A 16,260-nucleotide genomic window follows, 5' to 3' on the forward strand; every position below is an offset into this window, starting at 1 on the left:
AACACAATTGATACTCTCCTATCTTCCTTAAAAAATCATTTCATCTATAATCAAAACTAGCCGAATCAAGATAGAATGTCCCCGCCCCAGAATCTCCTACAGATCTGATCAGAAAATATACAGTTGCGAATACAGCTTTACTTGGTGTTACTCCCTCATTTGACAGTAACATATACTTTCCACTAGCTTCGGTTATATCTTTAATGCTGCTAGAGACGAATGACCCATCCATAGCATAAAAGTCAATATACATTTGCACTTTGGATTGATGCAACATGCTGATATTAATATTGCCTGAAACCATATAAGACTTCTCGGGAATTACACGCAGAGTCTGAGAGACGCCAACAAATTGATTAGCTGGAATCCCGAATCCCCTGACTTCCAAAGACTTTTGATCATGAAAAGCCTCTAGTGTCCCTATTACCGTTGATTTCTTCGTTAAGTTTCCGTTCAGATCATATTTGTAAGAAGTATTATATGTCTGTGTTCCTTTTATAAGCGTCTGGTTAAGCAAACGTCCCGCTGCCGAATATGAATTTGTAGTTACATCCTTAGGCGGGCTATTCTCAAGTAGCCGAATTTCAGCCTCCACTCCTGAAGGCTTATGAATCGTCCAGTTCAGTGGTGTTACTGACCCGTAATTACTTACTTCAAAGTCAGAGTTATCTATTAAGTTGGAACTATAACTGAATCTCATATCATCTACATAAATACTCGCTGTCCCGCCCCCACTGGTAGCACGTATGATAGCGTAGACACGGGCATAATCAGCATTAGAAGGTATTGTTCCTGTATTAGATATTGTGATATATCCGCCTTGAGTAGTAGCAGGCAATTCTACAATATTCGCATCAATAAACGCACCTGAGCCTGTAAAAAAATCCGCATACAGTTGTACTCTGGCATTGCTGATACGATCTACCTTTAATCTGCCGCTCATCGTATACTTTTTAGCAGGTACAACTTTTAACATCTGACTTATTCCAACATACTCATTAGCTTTTATATTAGATGCATCGATTTGCTGAACGGTATTCCCGTAGCTTTCCGAAACTAATCTGTAGGTATGGTTATCATTCCCGTAACTGGGCAACCACCCGCTTCCCAAGCCGTTAGAACCAGGTGCTTCGAAGTTCCCGTTGTTAAATAGATTAGCTTCCTTCGTATAATGAAAATTCAAAGAGTCCACATACATGCTTCCTGAACCATTGTTCCCTGTCCCTCGAATGATTACGTATATAACAGCATAAGTTGTATCCTTAGGAATTTGACCTGAATCAGATAATGTCATGTATGTTCCATTAGTCGGTTTAGCATATTCGAGAATAGTGGTCCCCGTATAGTTGCTAGAGGAGCTCATAAAATCAATATAGATTTGAGCCTTGGCATTCGATAGACTTTCTATTAACAATGCTCCGCTTGCTTGAAATGACTTACCCGGATCGACCTTGATTTTTTGCAAGATGCCAGCATATCCAATAACCGGCAAAGACGAAACTTTTATTTTCTGAGCTCTGGCTCCACTTAAGGATGGATAGGCTACAGAACTAAATGTCGGGTTATAAGAGGTCGTATAATCCCAATCGTCTGAGTTGGCAAGCGTGTTTGAAAAGTTCTCATAGTCTGAATTAACAATTAGATTAGTATCATTGGTATATTGAAAAGAAATATTGTCCGTAATAAAAGCACCGGAATTGACATCAGAACTAGAACGAATCAAAGCATAAATGACAACGGATGTTGCCCCCTCCGGCACACTGCCAGTTCCGCCTAAAGTAACGAATTGTCCTGTCGCCTGATTAGGCAATTCAAAAATCTTACAGTCCACAAAAGCCCCTGCATTAAAGAAATCTGCGTATAATTGCACTTTAGCATTGGATATGCTCTCAATATAAAATCGCCCGTTCATATTATACGGTTGCCCGGATTTAACCGATAAGGTTTGGCTCACCCCAGCAAATTGATTCGTCGGTAAATTGCTCATGGAAACCTTCTGGGCTTTACTTCCTCCAGAGACCTTTGAACTGGTAACTTCGAAACTCCCAACCCCATGTGAGACCCAGTTATCGGCTATGCTACTTCCATTAGTGATTACTTCAAAACCAGAGTTTTTAACTAAATTGTCTGTACCTATGCTTGCATCCGCCATAATATAATCGGAACTGAACATACCAATTAAATTGAAGACTAGACATAAGGCAAGAAGATATATTGTTTTCTTTTTCACTCTGAAGGTCATAGAAATCTTTCGCTCCTTATTCACACCCATTTTCTTTTTAATCAATTAGAACCAGATAAATAATCCCACACATACCAAGAGTCATCGATGGTTATCACTATCGCTTCTAATCGGCGATCTCCGTCCATGTCTGCTAAACTATATAATTTTGACCCGGCACCACCAAACCCCATAATCCAAGGTTCATAGCCTGTAAAGCTACTTCCGTTTGATAACGCAACATACCAATTCCCATTATTAACGATCACGGCATCCGCTTTGCCATCGCCGTTCACATCAGCCAGAAGCTGATCTGCTGAACCAACGCCATGTCCTTCCATCCTCTTTTTGTATCCTTCAAATCCTTTTCCATTGGATAATGCTATGTACCAAGAACCTTCCCGTTCGTAAAATACAACGGCATCTGCTTTCCCATCCCCATTTACATCTGACAGGAACTCTTTGTTAGCTCCTACACCGAATCCTGCAACCCATCTACTATAGGCTTGAAATCCTTGACCTGTAGAAAGGGATACATACCAGCTTCCGCTATTTTCGATAACTGCATCGGCTTTACCGTCCCCATTCACATCAGACAGGAACAAACCACTAGCCCCCACTCCATGCCCAGCCACCCATAATTTATAACCTTCAAACCCACTGCCATTGGACAGTGCCACATACCAATTTCCGTAATTCACAATAACAGCATCCGCTTTACCATCCCCGTTCACATCGGCCAGAAACTGGGCATCCGATCCCACGCCGTGGCCGGCAACCCATCTCTGGTAACCTTTAATTCCTTGACCATTCGACAGAGCGACATACCACGTTCCCGTATCCTTAAAAAAGAGAACCGCATCCGCCTTTCCATCACCGTTCACGTCATTGATAAATTGAGCATTAGAGCCAAGTCCGTTTCCCAATTGCCACTTTGTCATGCTTCTCGCCACCGATTTTCGGGTTACCAGGTTACCATTCAAGTCGTATTTGTTTTTGACAACTGCACTACGAGTTTGACTCCCCGTTAATCTACCAGAGGGGTCATAGTTGTATATGGTTCCGCCTTTATCAACGATCTTAAACACTTCATCTACAGAAGCAGCCGAACCCTGTGAAGGCTTTACTATTAGAGAGAAGACTATAAAAATACCAATTAGAATTTTCATATTCCTTCCAGTCTTCATGTCATCCATTTCCCCCAATCCATTAACATGTCACTAACGATTAATATTTACTGTAGTCCCTGCAATAGCCTGTCGATTCCCGTATCCGTCACTGGCATAGAGATGGGTGATATAAATTCCAGTTTCATTCCCATGGTTAGCAAAAGGAATCTTGATTTTCCATTTAGACGAACTCTCCCGTTCCCCTTGATACCAAATGAGATCATCTTGGCCATTCTGATTCGTCCATGTTGGGAATTCCATGCGGGTTACGTTAGCAGGAATTCCATCAATAGAGACTTCATAGTAGCCCTCACCGAGCTTAGCAGTTGCTGGTGCTTTCACTATTTGTGAATTGGTCACATCAAATTCCCAATCTCCAAGGAACTGGCCACTGGAATAGATATGAGTAATATACCTACCTGTCTCTGAATTGTGCCTGGAGTACACAACCGTTGCTTTCCATACGCCATTCCCGACTTTCACGCCTTCAATCCACTCAATATCATCCTGATGATTATTAGCCGTCCATGTCGGAAATTGTACACTCTGGATAGACGGGTCTACCCCATAGATGAATACGTCATGCGAAACACCGGACAGATCAGTCTCCTTAGACCCTCCAGCCCCGCCTGCCACATTGACTACCTTGCCGCCTACGCCCGTCTTGTTTCCATACCGGTCAAACGTATAAATGTGTGTAATATAATTCCCCATTTCAAAGTTGTGATTACTGAACGGAATCTTAATTCTCCAAGATCCGTCTGCAAGTCTTTCGCCTGTTATCCAGGGATTGACCAAGTCGTCTTGTCCCATATGTTCTGTCCACGTAGGAAAGCGCACCTCTTTGATACTCTCCGGTATACCACTAGCCTGAACAGTATAGAAACCGTCAGCCAGCGAAGCTTGTACAGGTGCTGTAACCGTTAATCCGTTGTTCCGGACTTCTGCAGCAACATCACTAACCATTTTCCCATCTGCATAAATATGTGTAATATATGTACCTGTCTCTCCACCATGTCTATTAAAAACTACAGTTCCTTTCCAGACTCCATCGGCCAGTTTTTCGCCTACGATCCACTCCACATCATCCTGGTCCTTCCAGGCAGTCCAAGTTGGAAAGTGCACTTGCTGGACATTAGGCTGAACCGCGCGGATATAAATATCATAGGATACTGAAGATAGATCGAATACGTAGGGTGGTGTGGAAGAATTCGCGCGGCTGCGCTTAATCAGATTTCCGTTAACATCATATGTATATTGATTAATCGTGCGGTCCGGTAGAATCTCCGTATCCAGCCGCCCTTGATTATAGGTATAAATACGCTGGGGAGATGAACCAATGACATCAATAACGATATGGTTTGTACTGGATGCCTCAGCAAGAGCGGATGAAGCAGCATATCCTAAGAACAGAATAAAGAGAAGGCAGATATATTTAACAAGGTTCACTATTTTCGTACTCACGATATTCCACGCTCCATTATTCACTTTATTTCAATATCATTTGCTTCACATAAAAGGTACCGCTCCCGCCCGCTGCGGTTGCTTGTAATCCGACATGGACCCTTGCACTAACAGCGTTGGAGGGAGTTTTTTCTGTTAATGACAGCGTAGAGAATTTCTGTAGCACTCCCGCAGGGTAGTCAACATACTTCTCTGAGAGTAAAGCATCATTACGATCGAAGAACTGTATGCATAAAGAAACTTTTATCTGCACCACACTCTCAACTAAAATATTACCTTTGAACTCGACTAACTTATTCCCGCTTACCACTACATCTTGCAGCAGCCATACTGCTCCGTTCTTCTCCTTCTTCATATTCACGCTAGAGAATTTTTGCCCGTAGGTGTTTGTTGTTTGAAAAGGAGACAACACTTGAAATGTATGATTCCCGGTGTCAGACCACGTCTGCCAGCTATCTGCGATACCAACATTTGCAGTTGAAATAGTATCAAAACTTGGGTTAGATAACATGTTCCTTTGAGGATCACGATTTAAAGCCATATGATCAACATAAATGGCCCCGTTGCCTCCCTCAGCAATGGCTTGAATCCCAACATGCACTCTGGCTCTAACCGCATCCGATGGCGTTGTTGTATTTAGAGCTAACGTCATATACTTTTTGAGTATCCCTGCAGGATAGTCTACCGCTTGCTGGCTTAAGAACTTATTTTTTTCGTCAAAAAATTGGATAACGATGCAGACTTTCGCGGACGTAAGCTGATCCACAACTATATTTCCGCTTGCTGAAATGGGGACATTAGGTTGGACGATTACATCTTGAAATAACCAACTCGCACCTCCAGACTTCATGGTTGGCGTTGTCAATTTCTGAGCTCTTACACCTGAAGTAACTGGGGAAGAGACTACTTGTAATACACTTCCGCCTGAGTCTGACCATCGTGACCAGCTTTCAGCGATTTCCTTTTGGCCGGATAGATTGTTTTCAAAGCTAGGGTTGTTCAATATATTGCCTGCGGTGTCATATCTGAATGCCATGTTGTCCACATAAAAAGCACCGCTTCCTCCCCCTTCTTCCGTTCTGATCCCTACATGGGCTCTGGCACGAACCGTGTTAGGAGGAGTGATATCTGTCAAGGATAAAGTCATATAACTATTTAACGCTCCAGAGGGGTAATCAACCGTTTTTTGAGACAGCAGCGTATTGGCTGCATCGAAATATTGGATACATAAGGACACCTTGGCTTTGTTAATGTTCTCGATACTAACATCGCCATTAAACAGAACCGGCAAGTTCCCCTTAACGGCAACATCCTGAAATAGCCATGCTGCAGTACCAAGCCTCATCCCCGAGGCTGAAACTTTCTGTGCCACACTCTTAGACACTACTGACGCCGGGATTACTTGAAACAAGGCACTTCCGGTATCGCTCCATTTATCCCAACCACTGGCTATGTCCGTGGCTCTACTGGCATTCAACTCAAAATTCGGATTGACAAGCATATTATTACTTCTAAACTTCCGCTTTACATTTCCGTTTAGATCATATTGATATTCCATAATCTCATTGGAGTGCAATGCCTCGTTTACTAATCTCCCATTGGTATCATAATAGTACGTCTTTCCTCCCGCACCCATAACCACAGTGTCGTTAATGAATAATGTCGAGATGATCAATAGTGTTAAATAGAATGTTATTTTAGGTTTGCTGCTCAGCACTATAATTCCCCCGCTCTCTTTTCTCCAAGAACTTCCTCAACCATCATAAGGGAGTTGACCAACGTTGAGAACGGTTGTAATTTGTCGAATTATAACTTGTTTTGTCGATTGAGTAATATTTCAGCCACATTTAATTTCAGACTAGACATTTGGAGAGGAGAGCATACTATTCCAATTCAAAAAAACCACATGGATTAGATACTCCCATGTGGTTCGGTGTTAAAAACATTCACACTTTCCAATCGTTTAATAGAAAGTGATTTACTAGACCTTCACAAATCACACTGCCCAAATCTTCGAAGGTCTGATATAGTGCTTCAAACATGTTTGAAATTTCAGCCTTGGTCATTACTATAGAACTTGGTTTAGGTAACCAATCAGTGCGACTACTACAAGTGATTTTAACAAAATCCATATCATCTTCAAATAGTAGCCGTCTTTCAATTCCCTGTTCGAAAAAATCTAATTCGAAGGAATATATACCCGCTCTTGTTTTCATTAATATATCCGGCACTTGTTCAATAATAGTACATAGATCCGTTCTGCAATCAACAGGCCAAACATCTTGCCCAAAACCACCAACAACGAATGATACAGATTGAGATATTTCAAACGCTTCACATATACAAGATAAAATAGCTAGTGGATCATCAAGTTCTAACTCAGAGATAAAGTGTTCTGTTTCAGGTATACTTACTAACGACTTTTTGAATGTTAACTTCATTTTAAAAATATGGGTTCAGTCCTTTCAAAATGGGCATTTATGGAATCGGATAGGCAGTTTTTATTCCAGTTGAAGATGGAACAAGAATAGCCTTCGTGGCTGGTATTATAACACCTTCTGGAGTAATAACTTGCCCCATACCAGCAGGTAAATTAAATGTTGTAGCTTCTGTAATTGGACCTTTAGAATTAATAAAATCAGCTGCTTTTTGATTATCCAACCATTGTCCTTGATTTTTTTCTGTACTTCTGGCTCTATCTATTAAACTTCGTGTATTTTTAGCACCAGCTCCATGAGTTAAAAATGCATGCCCGAATTGCTTTGAACTTTTCCAATTAGAATTCCCTCCTGATATCGCTCCTGCTCCCATTGCTCCAATCGTTAAAGCAATTGTAGACGTCTTATCATCTTTTCCGTACATGAAGTAGTAGTCTAATTCAGAAACAGCCCATTTAGCCTTACTGTAATCGCCGCCTCTAGTAGCCATTGCTAACCCAAATAAAAACTCAAATTGGTTTCGAGTCATCCCACCCGAGTCATCACCATAGAATCCATACTTGTATTCTTTAATTAATGATTTTAAAATTTTAGCCTGAGTAGCTGCGTCCACTGATCGAGCGGAGATAACTTGATTAGTAGCATCCGTATGAGACAGATTGCCAAGCGTATTACCACTTGAAGCTCCTCCTACATCTGCGTAATGCCCCGTAGGATCACTATAAATCAACGGATTATTATGCACATACGTATACAAATTCAAACTCAGCGGATTATCAATCTGCCCCTCAACCGTATCCTCATTTAAAAACCGCCCCATGCTAGGGTCATAGTAGCGTGCCCGCAGGTAATACAGTCCGGTCTCCTCGTCATACACCTCTCCAGTATATTTGAACGAATTAGACGTTTTCTCGTCCTGGCTGGTGATGTTGCCCCACTCATCGTACACATAGTTGTTGACAACCTTGCCAGTGGTATCTACAATCTGCACCACGTCACCATGTCCGTTGTACAAGTAATAATAATCTTTTACGGTGTTGTCATTGACGTTCTTGTCCTTTTTCACTAACACCCGGTCACCGCGAACATAGTTCGCCCGCTCGACAAAGTCGCCGTTCACGAGTTTCTCTTCCGAGATGATTTGCCCCTGGAAGTTGTAGTTGACCTGGGTCTGGATATTGCCCTTGGTCTTCATAGACCGCATTCCATCTGCATAGTACTGGAAGCTGGTGCTGGCTCCGCCTTTGGTCACACTCGTTAAAGTATTTTGCAGATCATAGGTGTAGCTGGTATCCGCAGAATCCAGGCTTACGGTACTCGTATCGGACAACGTTAGGCGGTTGCCCCGCACGTCATACGTATATGTGGTTTGGCTGCCGCCCGGGCGAGTGATCGAGATCAGCCGGTTCAGCGCGTCGTAACCGTAATTCGTTGTTTGGGCAGCGCCTCCGTTACGTGATTCACTGACGGAGATCCGGTTCCCGTTGTTGTCATAGCTGTAGGTGTAACTGGACAGGCTGCCGCTTCCCTTGGTATTTTCCATCGTTTCCGTCCAACCCAGTGCTTTGTTGTAGGTGTATTCCGTCTTCAGTATGCTCCCATCCGTCAACGTCGGGTAGGTGATCGACTTCACCTGGTCATTGCCGAAATAGGTGTACTGCGCATTAGCCGATGCTGCACTGGTTAATGTTGCACTTCCGTTAGTTTGAACTTTGTCTAACCTTGTTTTGTTATATTGGTAGTTCGTAGAGAAGCTAAAGTTAACATCTTCAATTTGTATCATCCGATCGACAATATCTATCTTGTTCTGAATATTCACACTGCGGCTTCCTACCTTCGATTGATACGAACGGGTTCGTCCCAAGCTGTCTAATAGGAGGCTTTGGGATGCTGTCTCAGCTCCATTCGTGAAGGTCTTCGTTACCCGTGTGCGAATACCATCCCCACCAAAGATCTGGCGGATTTGCTGTGTCTGAGATGTATTATTGACTAGACCGTTTATGGTCAAACTCATGAGTTGCTGACGCTCATCATATTGATACTCATTTACACTACCGTTTCGATCTGTTTTACGAAGCAGTTGGCCCAGCGTATTGTACTGCATTGTCTCACTTTGAGAAGCTGCATCCTTCTTCTCTATCGGTAATCCAAGTGCGTTATAAGTTTTATGGTTGATCTGCTCGGGTGTTCCGCCGCTTGCTTGTATGCTTACATTCGTAATTTGCCCATGCCCATCGTAGCTATAATTCGTTGTCTGATTTAAAGCATCCTTGAGGCTAGTCAGACGGCCTAAGCCATCATATCGGTAGGCTGTCGTTACACCCTCATCATTCTGATTATTATTGGGGTCTGTATATGCCGTTACATTCCCCAAGAGGTCATAACGGTAGGACTCACTGATTGGCTTCGTCTGGCTGGGCCAATCAAGATAGGTTTTACGGGAGACCACTTGTCCCCATTGATTCAGTTGTTCCTCTGCATAGTTGAGTTGCTCTCCGGTCCCGGCTGTAAGCAGATAACGTATATTCTTTCGTTGCTTCAGATCGTACTTCAACACCGTTTGATTTCCTAGCGCATCCGTGGCGCTACTCTGATTCCCCCAACCGTCATAACCTGCTTTCTGGTCATTTCCGGCAGCATCGATGGCATACACCGGACGGCTCCATTCATCATAGTGGTATTGTGTTTGTGTATATTTCTCTTGATTTTCATCCCATCGTTCCTTCAGCAGCGTTTGCCCCAGCCCATTGTAAAATTCAATCCCATAGGTTTTAACCGTGCTTCCATTTGAAATCTGGGTTAAGGTATGTATGGTATCTACAACGAAGCTGTACGTTCCTGCATTCACTCCATCAAAGTTTGTGGACACTTGGTTTTTCTTGTAAATATATTCTTCAACCTCGCTATAGGAAACACCTTTTTCATTGGTAAAGTTTGGTGAAGCCACTTTCAGTAATCTGCCTTGCCCGTCATAAGTGTAGCTCGTTGTATGGACACCATCACTCTCACTCAGCAGCCAACCCGTTGCCAAATTGTAAGTCATGGTCTTCGTCACAACCTGCTGATTGCTTTGATCGATATTCATATAGGATTCTTGTTTTGTCGGATAGGCATATAATGCCTCAGCTCCATAGGTGATCACCTTTTTGGCGACGAGGTTCCCACCAGATGTTTGAGTCTCCGTCATCTTATGGAGTTTCCCTGTTCCGTCTGGAGCATTCTCGTAGGTATAGGCTGTCACCTCTCCCAGTGAATTGATTGAACTCTGCACTCGTCCTTGGGCATTGTAGGTAATACTTGACGTCAATGGAGTACCATCACTCTCATTCTGATATCCGGATTTCGTGCTTATAAAGTGGAACGTAGGATCATAGGTATACCTCGTGGTATATTTCTCACGCAAATTCGAATTATTGCGTTGGGCTGGCGTGAGTTCAGCCGTTTGGGCAATGACATAGCCTGCATCATCATAGATTACATCTGTAAATAATGAATGGGGATTGCTGTCTGCATCACTACTATACTCACGGCTCTCGATAGTGGTTGGGTTATACTTGAATTTGGGGTGATAGTTAGAGTAGAGCACCGTTTTCCGCTCACCAGCCTGAACTCCAGTTAGCACCTTTGTCTCAACAGACTCGGTCTTTTTTTGATTGTTGAATGTTGTTTTCGTCACCTTCTGAGGCTGTCCATTACTTCCGATCTGGGTTGCCGAGCTTGAATACTGATACCCTGCAGGCAGCGGTTCATCGGGTCTTCCAAATGGCTGAGGATAATTGCTATATTCCGCCTCATAAGAGTAACTTACTTGATTAACGATTTGGGGGGCGGCGTTGCTTTTCATGATCGAATCATACCGTCGGGTGATACGTTCTTGTTCGATATACCCTTCCCATTGAAAAGAGTGTTTGGCACTTTCATGAGTGTAATTCGTCTCAGAGGATTGATCATACTTGATCTTCTTCAAAAATTGATAAGGCAAGAAATTAGTGACTCCCTCATAATAATCGGTATGATAAAAGTCGAATTTCGATTGGACAGTGTCATATTCAAATGAGGTTAGATCACCATTTTCAACATTAATACTTGCTAGTATAGGGAGCCTTGCGTAATCACTAATATGCTTGCTATAGGTGACGCGTTGAATCAATTGGTTATTTGCATCCTGCACGTCCAGAATCACTTTCTCTCCCTCATGGTCATAGCGGGCTGGACGAATATAAGTGAAAACGACTTTTCTCCCTAATGAATCTGTAATACTTTGAAGGACTGGTTTATCATAACTGGAAGAAACATTATCCAGAGTAACATAGTTGAAGTGAATCTCATTTCCAAACCGGTCTCGAATCTTAATCAAATCACCTTTTGGCGTATAATATTCAACCTTCCCATCAATATGCTCAACAGTATATACACCCTCATAATCAATATTGATTACAATGTCATCTGTAGGATAACCTTTTAATCTCCATGAAAAATCAGTTAATTTTTCAGCCTCGTATACCCCTCCTTCACCATCATGGTAATTAAACCGATAATAATCATTGCTTAGTTCAAGAGAAGGAAAGCGAAAGGACCAGCCTAAGCCTAAATAGCTTTTAAGATCACCGTAGTTATAGCCTGATTTATTATTATAGAAGACGCCTTGTTCATAAGAGCTAAAAGGGCCGCCGGATACAGATTGGTTGGATTGATAAATTACACCTACATTTAAATCTAATCCATCTCTACCGGGAAGACTGATTTGATTATCCTTCCAGGTTAAGGAGCCCGTCACTGGATCGATAGTTTCACTGGTTCCATAGTGATCAGAGTACTGTTCCTTAAAGGTTTGGTTGAGCTGTGACATTGTGGAGCTTTGAATGACAGAACTGATGGTTGTACTTAAGAGAGCAAATGCTGAATTGAGATTCAATGGAGTACTCAAATCAAAATTCGCATTTTTATAGACTGCATCAGACACAGTGAACGGAGAAGCAAACAGGTAAGAAGATATCGATGGCACGATTACCTGGTTTCCATACACTATTGTTGGTACTGTTTCAGGGAGCTCACTTTTTGTTGATTCTTTTAATTGCAAAAGACTCTCCAGTTCTAACCAAGTGATCTTGCGCGTTTGTTTCATTTTCAAAAGCTCTAGCGTCTCTGTCTGATAAAGATCCTGCAATAAAGCAATTACATAAACATCAATATACTCAGCCCCCTGAGATAACAAGGCTTCTATTTCTCCTTCACTTAAATTGGGGCTTTTAGTCCCGAATCGAGCAACATATTTGGCCGCTAGTTCTTGTATGGTTGGGTCTGCCATAATATTCAACCCTGCAATAGGCCTCGTCGCTTCCTCTATGTATGTATCTGATTGAACTGTTGGTGCATTCGTTCGTGAAGATAACGGCGTTGACAGTTCTGATCTTGCTTCATAGTTACTGGCAACGGGAGGTGCAGTAGTTGGCACCGGCTCAGGATAAGTTTTCTCCTCTGAACGATTCAACGTGAGCGTATCTTGTCTGTTGGAATCCGTTTTTGCCTGCACTATCGAGATGTTACCAGAAAAGCTGCCTCCTATAATACTTCCACACAACAGCCAAATTAGCAGTTTACTTTTCATTATTTTCGAGTTCAATATTAACGCTCCTTTTTAAGTTTAAGGATGGGATGATATCTTAAAAAACCTAGTGCTATTCAGTACTTTTTTGACTTTAACAAATTTAAAAACTCTTAAGTGAGACATCATCAAGAAACACAGTCCCTTTCCCTTGATTTGCCGTTGAACTTAAATGCAAATGCACACGTGCGGACGTTGCATGAGCTGGAGTCGTTATATTTCCACCGAATGCCACCCAATCTACAATATTGCGAGTGTACGTGAATGGAGTTTGACCTCCGACGAATTGATTATTCGCATCATAAAAGAAGACGATCACCTCGAATTTCGCATTCTTCATATCTGTAAACTTCAACATCCCTTTTATGTTGTAACTTTGATTACTCTTAACAAACATTTCTTGCCAGATATTCGCCCCATCACCAGAGTTCGGAAAGGAGCTTACAGTTAATTTCTGGGCTTGTTTTCCTTCGGCTGCTCCTGTGGTTAAAATTTCATAAGTTCCTTGTACCCCTGACTCTAAATATGAATTCCACCCATCTGCTACTCCATCACTTCTTTTGTCCGTTTCAAATCCATTATTAAATGCTAGATTACTATTTTCCTGTAATGTAGCGGTTATTCCATCAAGAAATACAGTTCCTTTTCCTTGTCTTGCCGTTGAGCTTAAGTGCAGATGCACACGTGCGGATATGGCGTTAGCCGGAGTCGTTATATTTCCAGCGAATGCCACCCAATCTGCAGTATTACGATTGTATGTAAATGGAGTTTGACCTCCGACGAATTGATTGTTCATGTCATAAAAGAAGACGATCACCTCGAACTTCGCATTCTTCATGTCATTCAGCTTCAACATCCCTTTTATGTCGTAACTTTGATTGTCCTTAACAAACATTTCTTGCCAGATATTCGCCCCATCACCAGAGTTCGGAAAAGAGCTTACAGTTAATTTCTGGGCTTGTTTTCCTTCGGTTGCTCCTGTGGCTAAAATTTCATAAGTTCCTTGTACCCCTGACTCTAAATATGAATTCCACCCATCTGCTACTCCATTATTTCTTTTGTCCGATTCAAATCCATTATTAAATGTCAGATTACTATCCTCTTGTAATGTAGCAGTTATTCCATCAAGAAACACAGTTCCTTTTCCTTGACTTGCCGTTGAGCTTAAGTGCAGATGCACACGTGCCGATATGGCGTTAGCCGGAGTCGTTATATTTCCAGCGAATGCCACCCAATCTGCAGTATTACGATTGTATGTAAATGGAGTTTGACCTCCGACGAATTGATTGTTCATGTCATAAAAGAAGACGATCACCTCGAACTTCGCATTCTTCATGTCATTCAGCTTCAACATCCCTTTTATGTCGTAACTTTGATTGTCCTTAACAAACATTTCTTGCCAGATATTCGCCCCATCACCAGAGTTCGGAAAGGAGCTTATAGTTAATTTCTGGGCTTGTTTTCCTTCGGCTGCTCCTGTGGTTAAAATTTCATAAGTTCCTTGTACCCCTGACCCTAAATATGGATTCCAGCTATCTGCAACATTCTCAGTACCTGAATAACTTTCATACCCTGAATTAGATAATAGATTATTGCTTTCTGACCTATTAATTAAATTACCATTTCTATCGTATTCAAACTCATAATTACTAGTGGAGTTGTTCAATTCAATTAGTTGTCCATTTTTGTTATAAATATATTTCGTTCTAGAGTTTGCTTCTACATTCGGTAGAATTAATAACAATAACAGTAATGAGCAAATGAACAAATATGCTATCTTTTTCAACAAATTCCCCGCCTATTCTTTTTTATATTAAATATGTGTAACTGTGGGATGGACTGCTTTTACGATCTGAATATCATCCAACGCCAAGCTTCCTCCCGCATGAATGCCCCAAATCAAATAATAGTTCTCCTTGTTGCCAGTGGTAAACGTCATCGTCCTGATCCCTTTATTTCCGCTGGCATCATTCCAGGAAGTAATGCCCTTATCCTCCTGACCATTCGTACTACGGGCAAGAAAATAGAAAAAACGGTTGGAATCTAGCGGCTGCATATCTATAGACTTGTATGCAAAGGTAATATTGTATGTAGTATTTTTCTCGAATTTAACTTGATTTGAATCGGTATAGTTAAACTCCTTCCAGAGCTCCGACAGAAGGGAACTCAGCAGTGCTGAATATTTCCCATTTACCACTTTTTACGGGTCTCTTGTAATCGTTCCCTGAATAGGAAGATAGTTCGTCCCCGCATATGTTCCATCCTCAAAGGATTCGTTGACTGCTATAATATTTTCCGCCGCCGAAACCTTGCTTTGACCAGATTACAATGTGAAGACTAAAAAGCAAATAAGTAACCAATGCACTGAACATTTGACGTTTTTCAACACTTCCACTCTCCTCCAATAACCTCCTCACCCATCATAAGGGAGTTAACCAACGTTGAGAATGGTTGTATTTTGTCGAATCATAAATTGTTTTGTCGATTGAGTAATATTTCAGCCACATTTAGATTTAGACCAGTCCTTTATGGAAAAACAACCTATACTTGCATTAAAAAAACCACATGGAGTGGATACTCACATGTGGTTCGGTATTAACTTTGATTATCCATACAAAATAAAGTCCCATCACTTAAGCCGTAGTAGCTCGCCATCAATATATTACGATTTCCGAATTATAACTCTCTTCGGCATACACAGTACTCCAAAAACTACATGGGCACTGTACTTCTTATATTAATTCTGATTTGGGTAAGGTGCTGGCTTTAATGTTGGATCCCCCTCTCTTTTCCACCAGTCAGCTTCCGGTCCAAAATATATGGTATTTGCCCAGAACTTATATGTCTCATGGTATCTAATATCGTAGTCTTCTTTAAAAGGTCTTTTCCAGAAATCATTCACTCTACCCCATGCCTCTTCCTCGCTTATATTAAATAATTGAATCATCTCTATCACAATGCCTTCACAAAATTCTTGCGCTTCTTTTGTTGTTGCTAAGCTAAATCTTTTCATTTTGGCTCTCCTTTAATATAATTATCAATTTTCAAATCCAGCAAAACCTTTAAATAGCCAGGCAGCCATTTTTAAGCTGCACTATTTAACTTCTGATTGCTGTGGAACTTATCCTCGATCCCAAATAACTCAGACAACTGCTCAAGACGTGGTTCCGGTATCTTCAGTCTTTCTTTGATCCAGTCCTGAAATGTTTGTTTGGAAACCCCGATGGCTTCTGCTACCGATTTGTACTCCATGTGAAACGTGCCAGCTATAAATTGTAACTCTATCATTTCAAACACCTCCACACTCAGCATGTCGAAGCTTTTATCCCAAAGAAAAAACCACATGGAGTTTTTAACTGCCAT

Annotated in this window: 10 protein-coding genes; all 10 read right to left on the reverse strand. The window is 41.7% G+C overall.

The window, feature by feature from the left end:
• Window positions 1-40: 40 nt before the first annotated feature.
• Window positions 41-2,287 (reverse strand): hypothetical protein, encoded by a 2,247-nt coding sequence (locus NST04_RS23515; protein WP_341186376.1) that lies wholly within the window; start codon window positions 2,285-2,287, stop codon window positions 41-43.
• Window positions 2,284-3,390 carry an FG-GAP repeat domain-containing protein gene (locus NST04_RS23520; RefSeq protein WP_341186377.1) on the reverse strand — a complete coding sequence of 369 codons (1,107 nt, stop codon included), beginning with the start codon at window positions 3,388-3,390 and terminating at the stop codon, window positions 2,284-2,286. Before NST04_RS23520 ends, NST04_RS23515 begins: the two co-directional genes overlap by 4 nt.
• A gap of 51 nt (window positions 3,391-3,441) precedes the next feature.
• On the reverse strand, window positions 3,442-4,854 hold the full coding sequence (locus NST04_RS23525; protein ID WP_341186378.1) for a GBS Bsp-like repeat-containing protein: 1,413 nt from the start codon (window positions 4,852-4,854) through the stop codon (window positions 3,442-3,444).
• A 25-nt stretch (window positions 4,855-4,879) separates the two neighbouring features.
• Entirely contained in the window at window positions 4,880-6,571 is a 1,692-nt protein-coding gene (locus NST04_RS23530; protein WP_341186379.1) for a hypothetical protein, read from the reverse strand.
• A gap of 229 nt (window positions 6,572-6,800) precedes the next feature.
• On the reverse strand, window positions 6,801-7,295 hold the full coding sequence (locus NST04_RS23535) for a hypothetical protein (RefSeq protein ID WP_341186380.1): 495 nt from the start codon (window positions 7,293-7,295) through the stop codon (window positions 6,801-6,803).
• Between the two features lie 37 nt (window positions 7,296-7,332).
• Complete coding sequence (locus NST04_RS23540) at window positions 7,333-12,915, reverse strand: RHS repeat domain-containing protein (RefSeq protein WP_341186381.1); 5,583 nt, start codon at window positions 12,913-12,915, stop codon at window positions 7,333-7,335.
• An 85-nt stretch (window positions 12,916-13,000) separates the two neighbouring features.
• The gene (locus NST04_RS23545) at window positions 13,001-14,683 is read right to left on the reverse strand and encodes a hypothetical protein (protein ID WP_341186382.1); all 1,683 of its coding nucleotides are present in this window, start codon (window positions 14,681-14,683) and stop codon (window positions 13,001-13,003) included.
• A gap of 27 nt (window positions 14,684-14,710) precedes the next feature.
• A complete protein-coding gene (locus tag NST04_RS23550; RefSeq protein WP_341186383.1) occupies window positions 14,711-15,094 on the reverse strand; it encodes a hypothetical protein in 384 nt (127 codons plus the stop codon).
• A gap of 540 nt (window positions 15,095-15,634) precedes the next feature.
• On the reverse strand, window positions 15,635-15,910 hold the full coding sequence (locus NST04_RS23555; protein WP_341186384.1) for a hypothetical protein: 276 nt from the start codon (window positions 15,908-15,910) through the stop codon (window positions 15,635-15,637).
• A gap of 71 nt (window positions 15,911-15,981) precedes the next feature.
• A complete protein-coding gene (locus tag NST04_RS23560; protein ID WP_341186385.1) occupies window positions 15,982-16,260 on the reverse strand; it encodes a helix-turn-helix domain-containing protein in 279 nt (92 codons plus the stop codon).

The organism is Paenibacillus sp. FSL H7-0756 (assembly GCF_038006765.1).
In the GTDB taxonomy this organism is placed as follows: domain Bacteria; phylum Bacillota; class Bacilli; order Paenibacillales; family Paenibacillaceae; genus Paenibacillus_AQ.

Excerpts from the sequence above, each read along its gene's own strand:
- NST04_RS23535 (WP_341186380.1), bottom strand. The coding sequence starts at position 7,295 with ATGAAGTTAACATTCAAAAAGTCGTTAGTAAGTATACCTGAAACAGAA.
- NST04_RS23560 (WP_341186385.1), bottom strand. The coding sequence starts at position 16,260 with ATGGCAGTTAAAAACTCCATGTGGTTTTTTCTTTGGGATAAAAGCTTC.
- NST04_RS23520 (WP_341186377.1), bottom strand. The coding sequence starts at position 3,390 with ATGAAAATTCTAATTGGTATTTTTATAGTCTTCTCTCTAATAGTAAAG.
- NST04_RS23555 (WP_341186384.1), bottom strand. The coding sequence starts at position 15,910 with ATGAAAAGATTTAGCTTAGCAACAACAAAAGAAGCGCAAGAATTTTGT.